The sequence below is a fragment of the Erythrobacter sp. SN021 genome, from assembly GCF_021864455.1.
This window is the reverse complement of the sequence record NZ_JAKKUW010000002.1, coordinates 587,547-608,852: the sequence shown is the minus strand read 5'-3', so window position 1 is coordinate 608,852 and position 21,306 is coordinate 587,547. Positions and strand designations below refer to the sequence as shown.

Below are 21,306 nucleotides of genomic sequence, written 5' to 3'. Positions count from 1 at the left end.
TCAGCTCGCGTGCGGTTTGAACGAGATCGGTAGCTGGCAGAAGCCCTGGAGAAACTCTCCGCGAATCCGCTCGCAGCGATCGTGCCGAACTTCGAAATCGCCGACAGAAGCCAGAATTTCCTGGAGCAGGACCTGCCCTTCGAGCCGGGCGAGATGCTGGCCGAGGCAGAAGTGCAGGCCCGTGCCGAACGAAAGATTGCGGCGCTGGCGACGGGTGATGTCGAAGCGGTCGGGCTCGTCGAACTCGCGCTCGTCGCGGCACGCCGCAGCATACAGGAACAGAACAGACTGCCCCGGTCGCATGGTCTCGCCATGAAGTTCGACCTCCTGGCAAACCCTGCGGCCGAGCATGTTTGTCGGCTGATCGAAGCGGGCCGCCTCTTCGAAAGCGGCGGCGCAGAGCGTCGGGTCGTCCCTGACCATGCCGAGCTGGTCAGGGTTCGCGGCGAGATTGTAGATCGTGCATGCCGTGGTCAGCGGCAGCGTGTCGGAGCCTGTGATGACCATGGCGAAGATGCTGAAGAAAATCTGCTCGTCGGTCAGCCGGTTGCCGTCGACGTCGGCATGGAGCCAGGTGACGATATGGCTGTGTTCGGCAGGTGGGTTCTGGCGGTACTTTTCGATCAGCCCCATAATGTAGTCACGCGCCTCGGCAAAGGCCTGGGCACCTTCGGGCGTGGTACCGCGCACACCGGGCTCGCGCAGGTAGAACCGGTCGATATAGCCGCGGATGCGCAAGGCTTCCTCGTATTCCAGACCGATGAACGCGGCGATCAGTTGGAGCGCCGTCCGGCTGGCCAGCCGGTAGACATCGATCTCCCCCGTCGACAGCATGGGCGCTATTTCAGTGCGAACCACACCGCGGACATGGTCTTCGATCAGTGCGATCTTGTCCTTCAGGTAGGACCGCCCGATGAGCCCCCGGGTACGGCCATGCGCAGGAGGGTCCATGAACAGGAACACCTCTGGCTGCGGCGCCTCGGACAGGAACAGCGCATCGGGGGATGTGCCGTGTGTGGCCGTGTAGGCCTTGCGGTCCATGCTCGCCTTCCAGATGTCTTCGAAGCGGGTCAGCGCCCAGCAGTCGAGGTCCTCGATGTAATAGGCGGGCGCCTCATCCTGCATCCGCTTGTAGGTGTCCCAAGGATGGGACCACAGGCTTTCGTCATAGGGCGAGTAGCGGATGGACATCGGACAGTCCTTTCATCGTGTCTTGGTGGAAATCGCACCGGCTGCATCAGGGTGAGCCGGAGCGCGGCATCGCGGTGCGATGGGTCCGCGCCAGTTGGTCAGCGCGGCAATAGCGGGCGAAGGGCTCATCAACCCGTGCCCGCGCGTTCGGCCGCGAGGATCGCATCGTGTCGTGCGGTCAGAAAATGCCAGAGCGGTTTGGGCCTGTTGCTCAAAACGGCTCTCGCCATCTCGCGCGCCCAATATCCCTCGTTCCCGAAGTCGCGCCGCCATTCCTGCGCCCTGAGCGAGAATTCATGCAGGTCGTATTCGCGCGTGAAGCCTATGGCGCCATGCACCTGATGGGCGATGTCGAAGACCCTGTCCGCAGCCTTGCCGACACGCCATTTCGCCGCCGCGACCTCGAATGCCGCGTCGCCCAGCGCCATTGCCTGACAGGCGCTCGCGGCCGCGCAGGATGCCGCTGCGCTTTCTTCCATTGCGAGGGCGAGCTGGTGCTGGATGGCCTGGAAGGAGGAAAGCGACCTGCCGAACTGCTGGCGGTCGCGAGTATACTCGATGGCGAGGGCTACCATGGCCTCGATCGCGCCTGCCATCTGGCACGCGCGCATCAACGCGGCCTGGCGCGCATGATCCTGCGGCCCGCCGTCCAGCGAGCCTTCCGCGATGAGCGCAGCGCCGAGGTCTTTCGAGATCAGTTCTGCCCTTGAAGGTCGCGTGCCATTGGTGGTGGAACCGGACTCTCTCAGATCGACCAGTCGCCAGCTCTTGTCTCCAAGAGCCAGGACCCAATCCAGTTTTCCGGCCGCCAGCATCCGTTCGAACCCCGCCGGACCTGCGGGATCGACCGAGTGGAGGAGAAAACCGCCCATGCCATCGGGACATTTGAGCGAGAGCCCGGCGAGCCATGAACGGGCGAGTATTGTCTCGCTCACGGGGATTTCGAGCCGGTGGATCGCGCTGGCCTTGAATACCGCCCCCGCATCCTCCCAATCGCCACCGAAGCCCTCTGCTTCTTGTGATTGCAGAAGGCCGGGCAGACCCAGCTCGTCGATCGCGTGCCAGCTTGCGCGAGGGTCGGCGGTTCGATCCGCCGCCAGATCGGCGAAAAGGCGCTCGACCGTCTCCTTGAGAATGGACCGATGTTCGTTCATCGCAGACCGAGCTCCCGGGCAATGATTCCGCGCAGGATTTCTCGCGTTCCCCCTCTGAGGGAAAAGCAGGGCGAGCTTGCGACGAGATAGGTCAGGACAGGTTCGATCCCGGCTCCTGCATCGCTGAAGGACGATGCTGTGAATGCTCCCGAGAGGTCGCGCGCGATCGACTGCTCGTAGCGTGCGCCCAGGTCTTTAACGATCGCGGCTTCGAGCATCGGCGCCTCACCGCGTTCCAACCGTGACGCGACGGAAAGCGACATCTGCCTCAAAACCCACAGCTCCGCGGCCCATTCGCCCAGAAGTGCGAGCATCGCATCGTCCGGTTGCTCGTTCAGTGTTTCGCAGACCAATTCGAGCAGCACATGGCTGCTGAGAAACCGTTCCGGACCGCTTCGTTCGAGCGCCAGTTCGGCGGTGACTTGCGCCCATCCCTGGCCTTCCTCGCCAAGCAGCATGCGGTCGGGCACGAAAACACTATCGAAGAAAACCTCGCAGAAATGCGCCGCCCCGGTCTGATCCTCGATCGGCCGGATGGTCACCCCCTCGCTCGACAGATCGACCACAAGCTGGCTGAGCCCGTCCCGTGACGACCGCGCGTCTTGCTGGGCGGTACGGACGAGGGCGATCATGAATTGGGACTTGTCGGCAAAAGTGGTCCAGATCTTTGAGCCGCTGACCGACCAGCCGCCGTCCACCCTTTCCGCGCGAGTCCTGAGCGATGCCAGATCGGAGCCCGAATTGGGCTCGCTCATCCCGATGCAGAAAAAGAGTTTGCCCGTCGCGATCTGCGGTACCAATTCGCGCTTCAGATCGTCGCTGCCGAATTTCAGGATCAGCGCGCCGCTCTGGCGGTCGGCGATCCAGTGGGCGGCGACGGGGGCGCCGGCAGCGAGCATCTCCTCAGCAACGGTGTAGCGTTCCAGTTGGCTTGCCGCCTGTCCGCCGAAAGCCGTTGGCCAGGTCATGCCGATCCAGCCACGTGCGCCCATATCGGCGCTCAGCGCATCATCCCACCCCGACCAGCTTTGTGCGCGGATCTCGGGCGGCAATTCGCCGATCCTCTCGGATAGGAAAGCGCGGACATCGGCGCGCAAGGCGCTTGTACCGGAAGCCGTCCTGATGGGTTCGAATTGCGCATTCATCGGGCGAAAGCGCCTGACGCGATCGTTTCCGGGCTATTCCCGGTCCGCTGGTTCGGAGAGCCATGTGACATGCCCGCCTGCCTAGCGGGCGCCCCAGTCACCAACATCTCGCATTGGGCTCACTTGTCCCGAAAGGCGATCGCGGCAGCACGATCAGGTGGCGATATGGAAGCCGCCATCGACCGACAGATGCTGTCCGGTCACATAGCTCGCGGCGTCTGTCAGGAAGAACCAGGTTGCCGGCGATACTTCGTCGGGATCGGCGAAGCGACCCAGCGGAATCTGCGCCAGATAGCGTTCGCGGAAGCGCTCGTTGCGGATCGTTTCGGTCATCGGCGTTTCGACCACGCCGTAGCAAATACTGTTCACGGTGATGCCGTGACGCGCCCATTCACGTGCCGCGCTCATCGTCAGGCCCAGCACGCCCGATTTCGCTGCCCCGTAATTGATCTGACCGATCGTGCCGCGGCGCCCGGCGTCGGAGGAAATGTTGACGATCCGCCCGGGCGATTGCACGCCGCGCTGCGCCTTCTCGATCAGCGCCCGGCCCACGGCACGAAGGCACAGGAATGCGCCTGTCAGATTGACGTCGATCACTTTCTGCCAGGTTTCCAGCGACATTTCATGCGCCAGAGCCGCGCGGACCACGCCGGCATTGTTGATGAGCCCGTCGAGATCCCCGAACCGGTCGATCGTCCCGGCGACCAATTCGTCGACTTCCGATTCGACAGCCACATTGCTCGCAAAGCAGGCGAGGTTGGGGCTGTCGATTTCGTCGCGCGCCTGCTCGAGTGCTTCGGCATTGATGTCGATCAAGGCGATGTTGGCCCCCCGCGCGAGGCCGAATTCGGCAAGGGCACGGCCCACACCCTGGGCGCCGCCGGTTACGATAATCGTACGGCCTTCGAGGCCGAAAGCGTCGGTCATAGTTCTTCTCCGGATTGGGGTGAAAGTCAGCAGGTGCCGATTACGGAAATGCTGCAGACGTTCTTGTTCGGGAAACCACCGAGATTGTGCGTCAGTCCCAGCTTCGGCGTGTCCAGTTGCCGGTCGCCCGCCTGGCCGCGAAGCTGGAGATAAATTTCATAGACCATGCGCAGGCCGGTGGCCCCGATCGGATGGCCGAAGCACTTGAGACCCCCATCGAGATTGCAGGGCACTTCCCCATCGGCGTCAAAGGTCCCAGCCAGGACGTCGCGCCAGCCTTCGCCGGGCTTGGACAGTCCGAGATCTTCCATCGTGACCAGTTCGGTTACCGAGAAACAATCGTGCACTTCGATGAGATCGAGTTCCTCGCGCGGGTTTTCGATCCCCGCCTCGCGATAGGCGCGCTGTGATGCCAGGCGTGTCGTCAGAGCGTAGCTACCGTCCCATCCATCGAAACCGATTTCCGAACCATTGCTGAGCGCGAGCTGCATCGATTTGACCGTTACCATCGGCCCTTCGCCGACCAGCTTTTCGGCAATTGCCGGAGTGGTTACGATCGCGCAGGCCGAACCGTCGCTCACCCCGCAGCAATCGAACAGGCCGAGCGGATAGGCGATCATCGGCGCGTTGAGGATCTTGTCCTTGTCCACGCGCTTGCGCAGATGCGCCTTGGGGTTTTTGGCTCCGTTCTCGTGGCTCTTCCACGAAACATGCGCCATCGCCTCCTTGAGCTGCTCCATGTCGATGCCGTGCGCCTCGACATAGGAACTGGCGAACTGCGCGAAACTGCCCGGAGCGGTGACACTGGGGAACCACAGATCCTCGAAGGTGCCCTTGGTCCTCTCCGGCAGGCCGCCATAGCCGGTGTCCTTGAGCTTCTCGACACCGAGCGCCAAGGCAACATCATAGGCGCCGGACGCCACACCATAGACCGCGCCGCGCAGGGCTTCGGTGCCCGTGGCGCACATATTCTCGACGCGCGTTGCGGCGATATTGGGCAGGCGAAGGGCGGTGGAAAGCGAAAGGGCCGATTTGCCGGGGCCCTGATCGTCGGAGGACAGGCCGAACCAGGCCGCCTCGATGCGATCGCGCTCGATATTGGCGTCTGCCAGCGCTTCTTCGAATGCCTCGACCATCAGGTCTTCGGCGCTGCAATCCCAGCGTTCGCCGAAGCGCGTGCAGCCCATTCCGACGATGGCGACCTTGTCGCGAATACCTTCAGCCATGGTGTGTCGTTCCTTGCTTTGCGGGGGGAACGGTGCGGGGGCCGTCCAAGTTGCGGGGCGGCACTGCCTTCCAGCAGTAGCGGCGGAATCCGCGCTGCGGGTCGATGTCCTTGATGCGGAACTGCATCGCGAGCGGAGACCTCACTGCGACCTCGCCCGGAGCGAAATCGCTGAATTCGAGCATCGTCACACCGCCGCCGTCGAAGCGGATGTTGCCGTAGATCAGGGGCGGGTTGAACGATAAGGCCAGCCAGTCTTCGGTGAAGGATTTGACCGATGCGCGCTTGTCGGCGAACGGCTCCTTCACTTGGGTTCCGGTCGACCGGCAGGATGGGCTCACGCATACCCGCGTCCGCGGGAATTGCGGTGTGTCGCATTCGGTGCAGCGTCCGCCGACAAAGCCGGTTACCGTGTCGCGATGTCGGAAGAATGCCGATTGTGCCGTGCGGTTGTCGCGCTCCGCGCGCATTCCCCAGTCCATTTCGACCAAGCCGTTGAAGGACAGGAAGCGCAGATAGTTGTCGTCTTCCACGAAATCGGCGAGCATTGCCCGTGCGCCGACCAGTGGCGCGGCGTTGCCGATGCGATCGGTGGTCCTGAACAGGATCAGCTCGGCGCCCTGGCCGTAGCCCAGCAACAGAACGAGTTCGCCGGGACCTGCATTCTGAAGCGTGAGGGTCAGCGAAAGTAGTGGCTGGGCACAACCGGTGTCGCCAGCCTTCGAGATAATCTCTTCGGGAATGGCCTGCGCCGCGATTCCGCATGCCGCAGCCATCGAACTGGCATCGCGCGGATTGAGACCCGCAGGCACGAAATGGGCGATGTCGGTCGCTTCTATCCCGGCCTTCTCGAGCAATCCCGTGACTGCCTGAGGGATGATCCGAGAAAGCCCTTCGTCGCGTGCCCAGCGTTCTTCGAGCACATAGTCGAACGACGCTCCGCTGGAGCGGTAATGATCGGTGAAATCCACCGAAGTGGCGTGGGCGCAGACGAATTCGGCCAGCAGCCCTGTTTCGCCGACCGAGAAGGCTGCCGCCGCATCGCCGTATTTAAGCTCCTGGGGGCTACCGGGTTTCGTCCGCCGCTTGTCGGCAGCGACGACGAGGCTGTCTCCCGCCCCTTCCAGGGCCAGGCGCAACGCCGTTACACCCGCTTTCAGCGAACCGCCTATATCGGCGGATGCCGCAGCATCGTCCAGGCCTGCTGCTGCGGCGATCAGCCCGGCATTCTGGCGATCGGCGAATGGCATGGTGGTCGAGGCGAAGAACAGCGATCCCGGATCGCCGGAGTCGCCAAGGCCGTCCAACGCATGACGCGTTGCCGCGACCGCCATCGTGATACTGTCTTCATCGTGAGAACAGATCGCGCGATGCCCCTTGGCCGCACCGGGCTTCGAAGGTGTGGCCCATCTGACCGCCGAGGCGATTGCCTCGCGTGGAAGTCTTCGGCGCGGCACATAGGCGCCGAATGAGGTAATCCCGCGTTGCTTCAATTCCTGCTCCTGCCGAAAGTCGGCCATCTGCCGAGTCTGGTGGCCCGATCGCGCTCTCTCCGCCCCAGGGAGGCCTGAGGATGCGCGGCTGACTTGGCGGCTAGAGGAGCTCCCGCTCAGCTTGAACTCGCATCGAACCGCATTCATCCGGGCGATGAGCCGCTCCCCATTTGCGAGTTTGAAGTGAGGATGGCCGTTTGTAGGCCAGCGCGATGTGGCCAGCGGCTTTGCATCCCGTCGGCCCGAAGCAATATCGGGAATTAGAGAATGGCGCCGTCCGAGGACAATGAACATCTGACGATGCTGCGCGACACCTTGCGCCGCTTCATCGAGAACGAAATGCCGCGCGATCGGGTCTCGCGCTGGGACAAGGAAAACCGCTTTCCGCGCGACGTGCATGACAAGCTGGTCGAACTCGGCCTCACCGGCCTGACCGTACCCGAGGAATACGGAGGCTCGGGCCGCGACATTCTCGCGACGATCCTCGTGATCGAGGAGCTTTGCTCGCGAAGCATGGCGGTCGGGTGCGCCTATATCCAATCGAGTTGCTATGCCGGCCTCAACCTTTGCGAAGTGGCCAGCGACGCACAGAAGGAGACGCTGCTGCCGAAGGTCGCGCAGGAAGGCCTGATGTTCGCTTACGGCTTCACCGAACCGGATGTCGGGGCCGATCTTGCCAGCGTCAGCACCACCGCCCGGCGCGAAGGCGACGAGTTGGTCGTTAACGGGGCAAAGCGGTTCTGTTCGGGCGCGGCGATCTCGGACTATATCTACGCACTGGTACGCACCGGTTCGCCGGAGGAGAAATACCGCAATCTCTCGCTGGTTCTCATAAGGCCCGACGCCCCGGGAGTGACGCTGACGCCGCAGGACACGCTGGGGCTCAAGGGCGGGGGCACCTTCGATGTCAGTTTCGACGATGTGCGGATTCCGGTAAGCGACGTTGTCGGAGGCGAGGAAGGCCTGGGGCTGGGGTGGCAAAAGCTTGTCGGCCCAGGCCTCGACATCGAAAAGCTGGAGGTTGCCGCGATGGCGCTCGGCATTGCCCGCGGCGCCGTGGGCGATGCCTGGGACTATGCCCAGCAGCGCGTCCAGTTCGGCAAGCCCATCTGCACCATTCAGTCGGTTCGCCATATGCTGGCCGACGTGAAGACCAAGTTCGAAGCCTGCCGTCTGATGACCTACAACGCAGCCGAACTGGTCGCCTCGGGAGAGCCTGCCGCGGCGGAAACTTCGATGGCCAAGCTCTTCGTGTGCGATACCGCCCGCGATATCGTCCTGACCTGCCAGCAAATCATGGGCGCTTACGGCTATGTCCGCGATTTCGATATGGAGCGCTACGTGCGCGACATTCTGGTCATGCCGATCCTGGGGGGCTCCTCCGCCATCCAGCGCAACAATATCGCCAATCTGCTCAAGTTGCCGCGTTAGGCACCTTCGATGGCTGCCGAACTTGCTTGGCACCCGATCGCCAAGCTGAGCAAAAGCGAGTTTCCGGCGAGTTGAGCGAAAGCCCTGGACCGCCAACCCTTCGCTCATTGGTTCGGCGGCGCGGGGGTGACGCATGCTCTACCCGATGGGGCCGACTAGGAGACATCATTCGCGGAGCGATAGGCGATGGGAATTATCAGCAGCAGTTTTGTCAGGAATTGCTGGTACGTAGCCGGTTTCTCGCACGATTTCCCCGCCGACGGGATCGAAAGTCGGAAGATCGCGGGCGACCCCGTGGTGTTGTATCGCCGGAGCGACGGCCATCTTGCGGCGCTGGCGGACCGGTGTGCCCACCGCCATGCACCGCTCTCGCTCGGGCGGATCGAAGGCGACGACCTGCGCTGTATGTATCACGGCCTCAAATTCAGCCCCGACGGGACATGTGTCGAGATTCCCGGGCAGGACCGGATTCCTGACAGGAGCTGCGTAAGAAGCTATCCGCTTGTCGAAAAAGGCGGCTGGGTATGGATATGGATGGGCGAGAGCGATGCCTGCGATCCCGGCCTTATTCCGCCCGTCTGCGATTTCGACGATCCGGAATGGGTGCAGAGTTCCGGACAGCTCGATTACGAGGCGCCTTACGAGCTGATAAACGATAATCTGCTCGACCTGTCCCATCTCGCCTTCGTCCACGCGGATTCCTTCGGGGCGACGACGGGATGGAGCGACCGCCAACCTCGCCACATGCTCCTCGATCGCGGCATTCGCGTCGAGCGCTGGATCGAGGCGGCACCCCCTATCCCGCCATTGCCGCAGCTATCGGCGTCGGACACCGTCGATATCCGGTCATGCTATGAATTCCACATCCCGGGAATATTCCTGATGCGCACCTCGTTCCACCGGACGGGAGCGGCAAAGGCCGCGAATTGGGGCGATCCGGTCGATGAGGAACTGTTCGCCCATTATTCGTGCCAGTCGGTCACTCCGATCGATATGCGTAGGTCGCGAACGCTGTTCAGTTGGGGGCCGGGGGCGGCATTCGGGGATAGGGCGATGGCGCAGCAGATGATCGCCATGGCGGATCACGCCTTCAGGGAAGACAAGGTCATCATCGAAGCCCAATTCGCCAATCTCGACGAGGAATCGGGCGTGCCAATGCTTGCCACCCAGGCCGACAAGCCGCTCACCATCTTTCGCGGAATCATGCAGAAGGCGCGCAACCGCGAACGCGATGGTTCCGTTGCCGAGGCCGCGCAGGCTGCGGTTCCGACCGAGGTCCCGCCCATGGCACAGGCCTCGTAGCGGTGCTTGGGGCAACGACCGGCATGGCCTGTCAATCCGCAACCGCATCGGGCGATCGCCGCGCCGCCATGGCCGCGCCGGACGGCGAGGTATCCGCTCTGCTCGCGGAAGCACGGGCGCTTGCGGGATACGATGATTTCGGGGACCTCGCCTTTCTGGAACCGCTCGCAATGCTGCTGCGCTGCGTCAGGGCCGATGGCAATCTATCGCAATCCGGCGAAGTGGCATTTCGGCGCAATATTCTGCGCTGTCTGGTAAACCGCCTGTGGACCCAGCGGGACTTTTCGGCCCATCCGGAAATTTTCGAGGAAGACGTCGACGATCCCATCGTAATCATCGGCCTGCCGCGATCTGGCACGACCAAGATGCAGCGTCTCCTGTCCGCGCTTCCCGATGAGGATGTCCAGCGCACGCCCTTGTGGCGCATGCTCTATCCGGCCCCGTTCGAGGGCACGCGCGCCGATGATTCCACCCGCCGCATAGCAGCGGTGGCATCGATCGGCTTCCATTCGGACGGGAACGCCGACCTGGCGGCGGCGCATCACATGGCGGCGCAGGAGCCGGAAGAAGACGTCCTGCTGTTCGATGCCACATTCGACGACTGGCTGTGGCCATCGATCTATGCGCCGTCGGTGCAGTATTACGAATGGGTCATCCAGCGACCGAGGATGGACAATTACCGTTACCTCAAGCGGATGTACCAATACCTGCAATGGCAGGACGGTGGCCGCAGGGGGCGCCGCTGGATCAGCAAGAACGTTCAGCATATCGCATCGCTGGAAGAACTGCTCCGGTGTTTCCCCAAGGCAACCATCGTTCAGTGCCACCGCGATCCGAGAGTTTCGATCCCGTCCCTAGCCAAGCTGACCCACACCCTCTGGTCGGCATTGGTGAACGATCCCGATCCGCATTTCGTCGGCGCCTGCATGCTCGATTGGTGGGCACGCGCGACCGATAGCTATCTCGAGACCCGCGATCGTCTGGGCGATGAGTTGCAGATCATCGATCTGCCATACGATCGTATCAAGAGCGACGCCGCTGGCGCAGCCATCGCGGTGGCCGAAGCTGCCGGAATACCGATGAGTGCAGAAAAAGCCGCCCTCCTGCGCGGGTGGGAAGCTGCGAACCCGCAGCACAAACATGGCCGCAACGACTACAGCGCCGACCAATTCGGCCTCGACGAGGAGGCCATCGGAGAGCGCTTTGCAACCTACATCGACCGTTTTGTCACTCAGGGGAGAGGCGCATGACCGTTTTGGAAGCCGACAATCCGGCGATGCTCAAGCAACTGGCCATCGATGCCTACATTTGGGGTATCCCGCTGGTTCAGACACGCATGTATCTGGAACTCGCCGAACGGCTCGAACTACCGTTCAACCAGCTCTTCGGCACGCCCGAACTGTGTACTCCGCAAAGCCTGGTTCCCTTGCCGAATGTCGATACTCTATACGGAATAGGGTGGCTCGACCTGACCACGCAGCCGCAATTGCTGAGTGTGCCCGAGGCTCACGACCGCTATTATCTCGTCCAGCTCAACGATGCCTATCTCAACAGTTTTTCCTATATCGGCCGACGGACCACCGGCACCGCGCCGGGCCTGTTTGCAATTTGCGGGCCGGGCTGGGAAGGGGATTTGCCAGAGGGTGCAATCCGCGTCGATGCGCCGACGAACCACGTTCTGGTCATAACGCGCGTGATGGTGGTGGATCGCGACGATCTGGCTGAGGCTCTCAGAGTTCAGCAAGGGTTATCCCTCACCGGGCTGTCGGATTTCCCCAGGATCACCAATCCCAACCGCCCGATCGACGATGCGTTCGACAATTTTCCGATCTTGCAGCCCGCGCGGCTTGGAGCGCGATATTTCGACGAGCTGTGCGCCGGATTGCTTGAGAACCCACCACCTGAAGAAGACGGACCATTTCTGGAAGAGCTTACCGCGCTTGGCATCCGGCCGGGGGCCAAACCGAGCCAATCGGGGGACGGCGAATTGGTCGACCTGCTCGATCAGGCGGCGAGCGAAGCCAACGCCATCATCCACGGCAGGGCCGGATGGCTGATCGACACGCGCGACGTGAACGGGTGGCAGGTCAGCTACGGGATCACGCAGCGGATCGAAGACCCTCTCGATCGCGCGGTGGTCGCGAAACTCGGCCCCGGCTGCCTCGTCCCGCAAGAAGGCCTGTATTACTCGCTGAGACAGGGGCCGGACGGAGAGCTTCTGAGCGGCGACAAGAGCTATGTGTTGATCTTCCCGCCCGGGCAGACACCGCCCGTCGATGCCTTCTGGTCGCTGACCATGTATGGAGATGACTGGTCGCTCGTCGAAAACCCGATAGATCGTTATGCGATCAGCAATCGCACCCCTGGCCTGCGCTATGAAGACGACGGCTCGCTGATACTGCATATCCAGCACGAGCGGCCGGCGAGCGGCACCAGCAACTGGCTGCCGTGTCCGCCACCCGGATCGCCGCCCTTCCATCTCTTCATGCGGACATATCAGCCCCGCGCGGAGCTATCGGACGGCCGTTACGAGATGCCACCGCTCCAGCTTGGCGATAGCGCTCGATAACGCCGGAAACCACTCGGGCTGGCTCGTCAGCAGGACCGGCCCGGCCGATGATGGGGGCGCGGCAAGGATCGAACTTGCGGCCCCACCTGTCGGTAGCTTTCGCGAAGTTTCGAAGCGCTACTTTGCCGCGCTACTCCACTGCAAAATGTGATGGCGGGATCTGCCCTGGTCGATGTCTTCGTAAGCCGACAGGATAAGCCCTCCCTGACTGTCGAACTGCGCCAGCCGACGCTGTTCGGTTCCGGTCATGTCGGGATTAAGCGACATGGCGACCTCATGCACGACCTCTTCCCCTTCGATCCGCCATGGGCCGGCATAGTGGAAATAGCTGTCGAAGGCGGCCGACTTTTGCGCGGAAGCGGCATTGCGGGCATTGGCAATACCGAATTTCTGCCGGTCGCCTTTGGCAATGCTGGCGGTCATCGTGCCATCCGCCGAATAGACGATATAGCCCTGTGCCCGCTCTCCGAACGGGCGCGTCACGCCGCCGTCATCATATTCGATCCGCCAGTCGACCAGCTTCCATGCCCCGATGAAGTCTTCCGGTTTATGCGGCATCGGCCACCTCCTCACGCGTGGCCGGTCGGCGGCTCTGGACGATGCGGAACCGACCGGCGACGAAGGCAAGGTCGGCAAGGCAGGCATTGCCGGCCGGGTTGAGCCCAGTCACATGGTAGTCGCTATAAGCGGCTGCGAAATTCGCCCACATCGCGCCGTGGAGGTTGATCGAAAGATTCATGCCCGAAACCGTATAGGCATCCAGCGAACGGGCGATGAAAGCCTCGTCGGTCGAATAGAGGTAGGACGATATGGCGCCGTGTTCGCGCACTAGCTGCGTTGCTTCCTCGACCGCGTCGTCACCGGATTCGGCTGCGATGATAAACATCACCGGCCCGAAATGTTCCTCGGCATAGAGCGCTGCATTGTCGGCCGGGAGCGCGACGATCAGCGGTGTCATTGTGCGGGCATCGGGGAAGTCCGGATGTTCATAGGGGGTGGGGCGGCGCAGCACCTTTGCAGCGCGATGTTCCTCAGCCTCTATTTCCAGTCGTCGAACGATATCGCAACTCGGCTCGGCCTGCACAGCGCCCATGATCCCGGCGGCCATGGCCGGATGCTCTGCGATTTCGTCGACCGCCGCAACCAGCGCCTGCGCCACGTCGTCGAACGAAACAGGTCCCATTGCCGTCGTGAAACCTTCCCTGGGGACATAGATGTTCTGCGGGCTGGTGCACATTTGCGCGGAAAACAGACAGGTTGCCCGCGCGATTGCCTTGGCTGTCTCGCCAAGGTCCTCGCAGCTTTCGAGGACAACCGAATTGATGCCTGCCGTCTCGGTGAAAAGCAGCTTGCCGGTAAGGGTTCGCTCGAGATGGCCGCCATAGCGCGGGCTTCCGGTGAAATCGACGATTTGAACGGCGGGGTGATCTATGAATTCCTGTGCGACCGGGTGCTCCACCGTATCGACCGCCAGTGTCACCAGATTCGGATCGCAGCCGAAATCGGCCAGCACGCGGCGACATTCCTGTACCGCAATGGCCATTGGCAGGATCGCGATCGGGTGTGGCTTGACGATTACCGGGTTGCCCGTTGCAAGGCTTGCGAACATCGCCGGATAAGCATTCCAGGTCGGGAACGACGCGCAGCAGATTACCAGTCCGATACCGCGCGGCACCAGCGTGTATTGCTTGTCGAGCACGACATCTTCCTTGCCGAAGGTTCGCTCCCATCTGGCCGAAGGCGATACGTCGCGCATTGCCTTGGCGGCATAGGCCAGCGCCTCGATCCCGCGATCGAGCGCGTTCGGACCGCTGCCGCTGAACGCTTGTGTGTAGCTTTGCCCCGCGACGTGCATGACGGAATGCGCCATCTCGAAATTGCGATCGTAAATCCGCTCCGCCATCTCCAGGCACAAGGCGATGCGCGCCTTCGATGCGGTTTTGCGCCATGCCGGCATCGCCGCCTGTGCCGCTTCGACCAGCGTAGCCGGATCGCCCTGAGGGTAGGTGATCCCCAGCGGTTGCCGCGTGAAGGGCGATACCTCCGAACCGAGCTGCCCGATTGTGCCCGGTTGCTGAAGGTCGAACGGTTTGCCGAGCAGCGTTTCGAATGCAGCCTTGCCAGCCCCGGGTTTCCCCGGCGCATGAAATTTCGAGCTGGGAGAATCGCGAAACGGGCTCCAGCTCTTGCGAGTTTCGATAGCGTCGATCGCTGCATCGAGTGTTGTGGCATGGCGAGCGATGAGGTGCTCAAGCGTTTCGGTCATTTCAGGATTCCATCAGCTCTTCAGTTGAGTCGTTCGACCACCATCGCCGCGCCGGTGCCCGAAGCGCCGGTGACCACCACCAGGCCGAGCGTTCCGTCGGCCGCGTCGAGCGTGTCCAGCAGGGTCGAAGTCAGGATCGCGCCGCTTGCGCCGAGCGGATGCCCCTTGGCGATGTGCCCCCCGCTGACATTCACCTTTGCCGGATCGGGTCTGCGGTCGCGCAGGAATTTGGCGATCGTTACCGAAAAGGACTCCATGAACTCGATCCGGTCCATGTCATCGAGCGTCATGCCGGCGCGTTCCAATGCCTTGTCCATCGAGGCCAGCCCTGCGGTAAGCGAAGCGGCAGGGTCGCCCCCGCATTCGGCATAGGCGACAATGCGGGCGCGCGGGCTTTCGCTCAGTTCGCGCCTGCCGACCAGAGCCAGGGCGGCTCCGTCGCAGACGGGCGGAGCGTGCCCTATCGTGTGGAGCGGCTTGAAATGCTCATTCCCCAAGGCTTCGGCGTAGTGCTCTTGAAGGGCACCAAATCCGGGCGGCATCCCGGCCAGAGACTCGTCATCCGTGCCGGGGCGTATACACTCCTCGCCATCGAGCGTTCCGGTTGCGATACGCGAGCGTTGTAGCGCCGGATCATTTTCCGCAGCGGCGGCCTTTTGCTGGGAGGCGAGGGCAACGGCATCGAGTTCTTCTCGCTCGATCCCCTCGGCATTGGCCAATCGGTCCGCCGCCAGCACTACCGGGATATAACGCGCGCGGAGCGGAAGGGATGCATCGCTGTAATAGGCTGCTCGGTCGCCCATAAAGGGAACGCGGCTCATGCATTCGACGCCGCCAGCGAGCACGCCTTGGGCTTGCCCGCTCGCGACCAGGCTGGCTCCTTGCCCGATCGCCGTCAGACCCGAAGCGCAGTAATTGTTGAGCGAGATCGCGGTGGTATCGTCAGGCAGCCCCGCATGCAGCTTGGCGATGAGCGCGATATGTCCGCCCTGATCATCGGCCTGGCCAACACAGCCAAGCATGAGGGAATCGGGAGCGCGTGCATGTGTGCCGCAACGCTGCTCCAGGGCATCGATCTGCTGGCGGACGAGCTCCTGCGGACTGAGAGCGGCAAGCCCACCGCCTTCTTTCGCTTTTCCGCGCGGGGTACGAAGCGCGTCGTGGATGAATACGCCTTCCATGCCATCAGACTCCGACAACGAAGCTGCACGCGGTGGTAGCGCTGCCGCCGACATTGAAGGTCGCCATGTTGCGCGCGCCATCGATCTGGTAGTCTCCGGCATTGCCGGTGACCTGCCGCCAGCTATCGAGCATCATGCGAACGCCCGTCGCGCCCACCGGGTGGCCGGTTCCGATCAGCCCGCCCGATGCGTTGACCGGCAATTTTCCGCCGAGAGCGATTGTGCCATCCTCGATCGCGCGCCAGCTTTCACCCGGCGGTGTGATCCCGAAATGGTCGATCGCCATATATTCGGTTATCGAGAAGCAATCGTGCACTTCGACACCGTCGCACGCATAGACATCTGCCAGCTTGGCGCGACGCAGTGCATCTATCATGGCCTTGCGGACAAAGGGAAAAACGTAGGGCTGTCCCTCGCTGTCATTGATTTTGCGCTGATACATGAGCGGTGCGGTGGTGTGGCCCCACCCCTTGATCCGCGGCACGGATTCCAGCGCAATGCCGCGACGCTTCGCCCATTTTTCTGCGTATGCGCGCGAGGCGAGAAACATCGCCGCTGCCCCATCGGTCACCTGACCGCAATCGGATTTGCGCAACCGGCCTTCGATGCGCGGGTTCACCTCGTCATTCTCTCCCAAATGCTCATCGGTGATCGCCCAGCCGCGCGTTTGCGCATTGGGATTGCGCTTGCCATTGGCGAAGTTGTTTTCCGAGATCGCGCGCAAGTGGGCACGGTCGATTCCGTGTCGCTTCTCGTACTCCTCTTCAACCTTGGAGAACATCCAGGGCCACAGATAGCGAGCCTCGTTCGCTTCCTGCCCGACCCACGCCGCCGCCCCCAGATGCTCCGCCGCAATCTGCCCGGGTACATTGCGCATGAGCTCGATCCCGAGCACGAGCGCGAGATCGTAGCGTCCGGCCTCGATTTCCGCCGATGCGGCCAGGATAGCGATGCTGCCCGATGCGCAGGCAGCCTCGTGCCGCGATGCCGGGACACCGGCCAAATCGGGATGAACATGACCGAAGAAGCCGCCGAGCTGACCTTGCCCGGTAAACAGTTCGCCCACAAAATTGCCGACATGCGCGGTGTCCACTTCGGCGGGCTCGACACCGGTCGCCGCAAACGAGGCCTCGGCCACTTCACGGAACAGGTCGAACATGCCGTTACCCTCGCGTTCCATGTTCCGCGCGAAATCGCTTTGCGCTCCCCCCAGAACGAAAACTTCGCCAGTCATATCGCTATGCTCCTTCCCGTGATCCAAGGGCATGCTCGCGCACCTCGCTGCGCATCGCCTTGTTCGTGACGTTGCGCGGCAGGGCTTCAAAGCGGTACATCCGCTCCGGCAGTTTAAACACGGCCAGATCCTTCTCGCGCAGGAAGTCCGTAACCTCCTCGAGTGTGATTTCCCGGTCTTCGCGCGGCACATAGGCCAGCCCAATTCGCTCCCCCATCACCGGATCGGGCAGGGAGAAGGCACAGGCCTCCGCCAATAGCGGATGCCCGCCGAGCAACTGATCGATCTCTTCCGGAGCGATATTCACACCGCCGCGAATGATCAGATCCTTGCAGCGACCGACAAAGCGATAGAAACGCCCATCGCCCGCGATCTCGAAAAGATCGCCGGTACGGAAGAACCCGTCTTGGGTGAATGCCGCCTCGGTTTGCTCGGGCGCGTCGTGGTAGCCTTCGAACACTGACGGCCCGCGAATCTCCAGCTCTCCCGGTACGCCCATTTCGGTGATCTCGCTGCCGTCACCGATTGAAACCAGCCGCGTTTCGGCCATTGCCGCCGCGGTGCCGCCCAGCATCGGCTCCAGCACCATTTCGCGCGGAAAATAGCTGGCGCGCTCGACCGGATCGGGAACCGCCTCGGGGCCGGTGACGAGCGACATTCCCTCGTTCGAGCCGAACAGGTTGACGACCATGATTCCAAAGCGTTCCTGAAAGCCGCTGACCATGGATGGGGCCAGCGGGGCCGACCCTGAACCGATAGTACGCAGGCTGGAAAGATCCACCTTCGCCAGCAGCTCCTCGTTCTGGAGCAGCATATTGAGCACGGCAGGCGGCGCGATGGTGAATTGCGGGCGTTCCGTCGCGATCTGGCCGAGAAATACCTGCGGATCGAAGGGGTGGTGCAGCACCATGGTGCCGCAGACGCGCAGCCAGCTCATCGTCACCCCGCCGATGCTGGCCATGTTGATAAGCGGGAAGGGATTGAGCATCACGTCGCCATCCCGTAGCCCCGAAGGCTGGTACGTCCCCGGTGCGATTGCAATCCAGTGATTATGGCTGCGCGGCACACCTTTAGGGGTGCCGGTGGTGCCTGACGTCCAGCAGATCGTGAATACATCGTCGGCGTCGACACGATGTGTCTTGCGATGTGCCGCGAGCAATCCCGGGTCGGCCCGGGCGGCGCTGAGATCGACCGCGTCATCGGGCGCATCAGGCCCGAAGGTCATGATCTGGCACCCCGCGCCAATCACCTTGCGCGCGGTCGAGAGATGATCGTTGCCCTTGAAGCGGGTTGCGCAGACGAATGCACTCGGCTTGGCGATGCGATACATCTCCGAGAGTTCATGGCTGCGATACTGGACCGCCGCCGGGCTCACGACCGCGCCGATCGTCGCGGCGGCGAAATACAGGTTCACGAACTCGCTGATATTGGGCAACTGGACCATGATCACATCGTCCTTGCCAATGCCATTCGCCAGCAGGGCACCGGCCAGTCGCTCGGTTTCCGCAAGCATTTGCGCATAGGTTAGCCGCTGCGGCTCTCCGAATGCGAAAACGGCGCGGTTCGGCGGGTCCACGAGCGCCAGCCGTTCGGGATGGATTCCGGCATTGGCGCGAAACATATCCGCTAGGGTCGTGTCACCCCACCAGCCCTGTTCGCGGTAAAGCTGCCGCTTGTCCTTCGTCGCCGTGACCATATCAGGCCGCGAGCACGCTGTTTTCCGGCATGCCGACATCGCTGCCATTGGCCCAGGTCGAATGCGTACCCGAACAGATCCTTTCCGGCAGGATGATGCGGCAGACCGGACCTGCCTCGATATCTTTCGCATCGAGGAGGATGCATTCGGATCGGTCCGCATTCACATCGGAGACGTAGGAAATGATGTAGCCATCATCTTCGTCCTTGGCGCCGATGCGGGGGACAAAAGGGCTTTCGCTGGCGTAACGGCCTTCGCCCAATTCGTAGCTCCAGCTTTCGCCGGTCTCGAGGTCGTGTTTCACGATTCCCTTGAACAGAAACCAATAGGGTTCCGGAATCGCACTATAGGCATAGCGGTATTTCCGCCCGGCGTATTTCTGGTTGATCATGCCGAATTCGAGGATGCGGTCGTCCAGGCGTTGCTCCACGGTCTCGCCGGTTTTCATGTTGAAGCGCCAGCGGTGCAGCTTGGGCTTCATCAGGCCCTGACTGAGGTAGGCCATCATCCTTTCGAGCCCGTCGGGCGCGTCGGGATAGCTCTTGGGTTGCGGCTCTTCCTGGAAATATCCGTCGAGTACGATCTCGTCGCCTTCCTCGTAGGCGTTGAGCCAGTGCAAGGTGTAGGTCGGCTCGGCTTCGAACCAGCGGATATCCTCCGGCTGACCATAGCGCGGGATAACCGCGAAACGGGTCTTCATTTCCGGATGAAACTCGACCGCATGAATGTTGCGTTCGAGCAATTCCTCGTTCCAGAACAAGGGCATGTCGTTGAGAATCGAGTAGTTTTCGGTGAAGCACATGTCATGCGGCAGCCGCGGCCCGGGCAGCGGGATCGGAACATAGTGCTTCAGCTTGTTGTCGGGACCGACCACGCCATAATGCATGTAGGGCGCATGCTTCGAGTAGTTGAAGAACAGCAGCTCGCCGGTCGCTTCATCGAGTTTGGTGTGAGCGGAAATTCCGTCAATCGGCACCCAGCCTTCGGTGCCGAACTGTTCCATGGTGAACGGATCGAGGCGATATCCCTCGCCGCATTGATAGAAGGTCGAGAGGATTTTCCCCGCATGTACCACGACATCGGTCGAGGAGCTGTCTTTGAGCCATTCCTGCGCACCCCAGCCGGGGCGTGTGGATTTGTGCGGTGGCTCCATCAGTCCGGCCCATAGCGAGCGCCCGGCCTCCTTTTCGGCTTCGAAGCCCTTGGTGCGCACGAACCGGCTGCGATAGCTCGCCTTGCCATCCTTGAAACTGATCGAATGGACGAAACCGTCGCCATCGAAAGGATGATAGCGCCCGATCGGTTCGTGAATCTGGTTTTCACCAGTACGAACATAGACCCCGTCGATATCTTTCGGGATCTCGCCGATCACCTCGGCCTCGCCATCGGCAAAGGTCGCATTCCATTCGTTGAATGTCGGCCGCCAAGCCCCCTTCATATAGGGATGATCGTTGGGCTGGATCGTAGTCTTGATCGTTTCAACCAGTTCCGCAGGCATTCGTCTCACTCCTCGATCTGGAACGGCGGCATCTGCGCCGCGATGTGATATTCGTCTTGCAACCGCTCAACGATTGCACCGACAGGCTCGATGGCTTCAACTGCGCCGACACCCTGGCCGGCGGACCACACGTTCTTCCACGCCTTGGCGTCGTCCTGTGCATTCTCGAAATTGGGCTTCTTGTCCTCCGGCATGTTGTCGGGATCATGCCCCGCGTCGATCAGGCTTTGCCTAAGCCAGTTGGCAGTTACGCCGGTTATGCCCTTCGACGGCACGACGTCTTCGGCCCCCGCTTCGACCACCATGTTTTTGTACGCATCCGCAGCCATGCTTTCCCGGCAGGCGATCAGCGCCGTCCCGAGATAGGCGAGGTCCGCCCCCAATATTTCCGCAGCACGAATTGCATGCCCGGTCGAAATCGCTCCACCCAGCACGATCGGCCCATCCCAGAAGCGCCGAACTTCCTCGACGAAGGCAAATCCGGCGGTCTGTCCGGTGTGTCCTCCGGCACCCGATGCTACCAGCACCAGCCCGTCGACTCCAGCCATCGCCGCCTTTCGCGCGAAGCCGACCGAGTTGACGTCCGCGAATACCAGGCCCCCATAGCCATGGACCCGATCAACTACCCGGCTCGGGCTGCCCAGTGCGGTGATGACCAGCGGGGCCTCGTACCGGACCACAAGGTCCAGATCCGCGGACAACCGATCGTTCGAAGGGTGCACCACGAGATTCGCCGCCCACGCCGCCGCTTGCGGGTCGGCGCCGAGAGCGTCGGTGATTGTCCCGAGCCACTGGTCGAGAATCTCGGGCGTCCGCGCATTGGGCGTAGGGAACGATCCGATCATGCCGGCACGCGATGCGGCGACGACCATGTCCGGTCCCGATACGAGAAACATAGGCGCGGCAATCGCCGGGATGCGCAATTTGCGCGTCAGTCGGGCTGGGAGCCTGTTCACCAGATCGCTCCTTTGAGAAAACCGCGTGTTGAGAGTTG

The 21,306-nt window shown here is 62.3% G+C and carries 17 protein-coding genes; 4 read left to right on the top strand and 13 right to left on the bottom strand.

The window, feature by feature from the left end; genetic code table 11:
* From L5849_RS07545 to L5849_RS07520, 6 genes are all read right to left on the bottom strand, one after another.
* Positions 1 to 1,191: a cytochrome P450 gene (locus L5849_RS07545; RefSeq protein ID WP_236925046.1), complete on the bottom strand. Its 1,191-nt coding sequence runs from the start codon at positions 1,189 to 1,191 to the stop codon at positions 1 to 3.
* Between the two features lie 128 nt (positions 1,192 to 1,319).
* The gene (locus L5849_RS07540) at positions 1,320 to 2,345 is read right to left on the bottom strand and encodes an acyl-CoA dehydrogenase family protein (protein ID WP_236925045.1); all 1,026 of its coding nucleotides are present in this window, start codon (positions 2,343 to 2,345) and stop codon (positions 1,320 to 1,322) included.
* Entirely contained in the window at positions 2,342 to 3,490 is a 1,149-nt protein-coding gene (locus L5849_RS07535; protein WP_236925044.1) for an acyl-CoA dehydrogenase family protein, read from the bottom strand. The genes L5849_RS07540 and L5849_RS07535 overlap by 4 nt, the downstream gene beginning before the upstream one ends.
* A 153-nt stretch (positions 3,491 to 3,643) precedes the next feature.
* Positions 3,644 to 4,417, bottom strand: coding sequence for an SDR family NAD(P)-dependent oxidoreductase (locus L5849_RS07530; protein ID WP_236925043.1), 774 nt, complete (start codon positions 4,415 to 4,417; stop codon positions 3,644 to 3,646).
* Between the two features lie 26 nt (positions 4,418 to 4,443).
* Complete coding sequence (locus tag L5849_RS07525) at positions 4,444 to 5,643, bottom strand: acetyl-CoA acetyltransferase (protein WP_236925042.1); 1,200 nt, start codon at positions 5,641 to 5,643, stop codon at positions 4,444 to 4,446.
* Positions 5,636 to 7,162 (bottom strand): 3-oxoacyl-[acyl-carrier-protein] synthase III C-terminal domain-containing protein, encoded by a 1,527-nt coding sequence (locus L5849_RS07520; RefSeq protein WP_236925041.1) that lies wholly within the window; start codon positions 7,160 to 7,162, stop codon positions 5,636 to 5,638. Before L5849_RS07520 ends, L5849_RS07525 begins: the two co-directional genes overlap by 8 nt.
* Before the next feature lie 240 nt (positions 7,163 to 7,402).
* On the opposite strand from L5849_RS07520, the gene L5849_RS07515 reads away from it, so the two are divergent.
* From L5849_RS07515 to L5849_RS07500, 4 genes are all read left to right on the top strand, one after another.
* The gene (locus L5849_RS07515; RefSeq protein ID WP_236925040.1) at positions 7,403 to 8,566 is read left to right on the top strand and encodes an acyl-CoA dehydrogenase family protein; all 1,164 of its coding nucleotides are present in this window, start codon (positions 7,403 to 7,405) and stop codon (positions 8,564 to 8,566) included.
* Positions 8,567 to 8,752: 186 nt separating this feature from the next.
* On the top strand, positions 8,753 to 9,868 hold the full coding sequence (locus L5849_RS07510; protein ID WP_236925039.1) for an aromatic ring-hydroxylating dioxygenase subunit alpha: 1,116 nt from the start codon (positions 8,753 to 8,755) through the stop codon (positions 9,866 to 9,868).
* Between the two features lie 23 nt (positions 9,869 to 9,891).
* Positions 9,892 to 11,118, top strand: a complete 1,227-nt coding sequence (locus L5849_RS07505) for a sulfotransferase (RefSeq protein WP_115416053.1) — start codon at positions 9,892 to 9,894, stop codon at positions 11,116 to 11,118.
* The gene (locus L5849_RS07500) at positions 11,115 to 12,437 is read left to right on the top strand and encodes a DUF1254 domain-containing protein (RefSeq protein WP_236925038.1); all 1,323 of its coding nucleotides are present in this window, start codon (positions 11,115 to 11,117) and stop codon (positions 12,435 to 12,437) included. Before L5849_RS07505 ends, L5849_RS07500 begins: the two co-directional genes overlap by 4 nt.
* A gap of 117 nt (positions 12,438 to 12,554) precedes the next feature.
* On the opposite strand, the gene L5849_RS07495 is transcribed toward L5849_RS07500, so the two are convergent.
* From L5849_RS07495 to L5849_RS07465, 7 genes are read right to left on the bottom strand one after another with little or no spacing between them, the layout of a single operon-like run.
* The gene (locus L5849_RS07495) at positions 12,555 to 12,995 is read right to left on the bottom strand and encodes a lipocalin-like domain-containing protein (RefSeq protein WP_236925037.1); all 441 of its coding nucleotides are present in this window, start codon (positions 12,993 to 12,995) and stop codon (positions 12,555 to 12,557) included.
* Entirely contained in the window at positions 12,985 to 14,703 is a 1,719-nt protein-coding gene (gene paaN / locus L5849_RS07490; RefSeq protein WP_236925036.1) for a phenylacetic acid degradation protein PaaN, read from the bottom strand. Before paaN ends, L5849_RS07495 begins: the two co-directional genes overlap by 11 nt.
* A gap of 20 nt (positions 14,704 to 14,723) precedes the next feature.
* Positions 14,724 to 15,884: an acetyl-CoA C-acyltransferase gene (locus L5849_RS07485; protein ID WP_236925035.1), complete on the bottom strand. Its 1,161-nt coding sequence runs from the start codon at positions 15,882 to 15,884 to the stop codon at positions 14,724 to 14,726.
* A 4-nt stretch (positions 15,885 to 15,888) separates the two neighbouring features.
* A complete protein-coding gene (locus tag L5849_RS07480; RefSeq protein ID WP_236925034.1) occupies positions 15,889 to 17,118 on the bottom strand; it encodes an acetyl-CoA acetyltransferase in 1,230 nt (409 codons plus the stop codon).
* A 4-nt stretch (positions 17,119 to 17,122) separates the two neighbouring features.
* Positions 17,123 to 18,814: a class I adenylate-forming enzyme family protein gene (locus tag L5849_RS07475; protein WP_236925033.1), complete on the bottom strand. Its 1,692-nt coding sequence runs from the start codon at positions 18,812 to 18,814 to the stop codon at positions 17,123 to 17,125.
* A 1-nt stretch (position 18,815) separates the two neighbouring features.
* Positions 18,816 to 20,312 carry a carotenoid oxygenase family protein gene (locus tag L5849_RS07470; protein ID WP_236925032.1) on the bottom strand — a complete coding sequence of 499 codons (1,497 nt, stop codon included), beginning with the start codon at positions 20,310 to 20,312 and terminating at the stop codon, positions 18,816 to 18,818.
* A 5-nt stretch (positions 20,313 to 20,317) separates the two neighbouring features.
* Entirely contained in the window at positions 20,318 to 21,268 is a 951-nt protein-coding gene (locus tag L5849_RS07465) for a nitronate monooxygenase (protein WP_236925031.1), read from the bottom strand.
* Between the last annotated feature and the right edge of the window lie 38 nt (positions 21,269 to 21,306).

Excerpts from the sequence above, each read along its gene's own strand:
- L5849_RS07540 (WP_236925045.1), bottom strand. The coding sequence starts at position 2,345 with ATGAACGAACATCGGTCCATTCTCAAGGAGACGGTCGAGCGCCTTTTC.
- L5849_RS07505 (WP_115416053.1), top strand. The coding sequence starts at position 9,892 with ATGGCCTGTCAATCCGCAACCGCATCGGGCGATCGCCGCGCCGCCATG.
- L5849_RS07510 (WP_236925039.1), top strand. The coding sequence starts at position 8,753 with ATGGGAATTATCAGCAGCAGTTTTGTCAGGAATTGCTGGTACGTAGCC.
- L5849_RS07525 (WP_236925042.1), bottom strand. The coding sequence starts at position 5,643 with ATGGCTGAAGGTATTCGCGACAAGGTCGCCATCGTCGGAATGGGCTGC.
- L5849_RS07535 (WP_236925044.1), bottom strand. The coding sequence starts at position 3,490 with ATGAATGCGCAATTCGAACCCATCAGGACGGCTTCCGGTACAAGCGCC.
- L5849_RS07480 (WP_236925034.1), bottom strand. The coding sequence starts at position 17,118 with ATGACTGGCGAAGTTTTCGTTCTGGGGGGAGCGCAAAGCGATTTCGCG.
- L5849_RS07520 (WP_236925041.1), bottom strand. The coding sequence starts at position 7,162 with ATGGCCGACTTTCGGCAGGAGCAGGAATTGAAGCAACGCGGGATTACC.
- L5849_RS07495 (WP_236925037.1), bottom strand. The coding sequence starts at position 12,995 with ATGCCGCATAAACCGGAAGACTTCATCGGGGCATGGAAGCTGGTCGAC.
- paaN (WP_236925036.1), bottom strand. The coding sequence starts at position 14,703 with ATGACCGAAACGCTTGAGCACCTCATCGCTCGCCATGCCACAACACTC.
- L5849_RS07545 (WP_236925046.1), bottom strand. The coding sequence starts at position 1,191 with ATGTCCATCCGCTACTCGCCCTATGACGAAAGCCTGTGGTCCCATCCT.
- L5849_RS07485 (WP_236925035.1), bottom strand. The coding sequence starts at position 15,884 with ATGGAAGGCGTATTCATCCACGACGCGCTTCGTACCCCGCGCGGAAAA.
- L5849_RS07500 (WP_236925038.1), top strand. The coding sequence starts at position 11,115 with ATGACCGTTTTGGAAGCCGACAATCCGGCGATGCTCAAGCAACTGGCC.
- L5849_RS07530 (WP_236925043.1), bottom strand. The coding sequence starts at position 4,417 with ATGACCGACGCTTTCGGCCTCGAAGGCCGTACGATTATCGTAACCGGC.
- L5849_RS07470 (WP_236925032.1), bottom strand. The coding sequence starts at position 20,312 with ATGCCTGCGGAACTGGTTGAAACGATCAAGACTACGATCCAGCCCAAC.
- L5849_RS07475 (WP_236925033.1), bottom strand. The coding sequence starts at position 18,814 with ATGGTCACGGCGACGAAGGACAAGCGGCAGCTTTACCGCGAACAGGGC.
- L5849_RS07515 (WP_236925040.1), top strand. The coding sequence starts at position 7,403 with ATGGCGCCGTCCGAGGACAATGAACATCTGACGATGCTGCGCGACACC.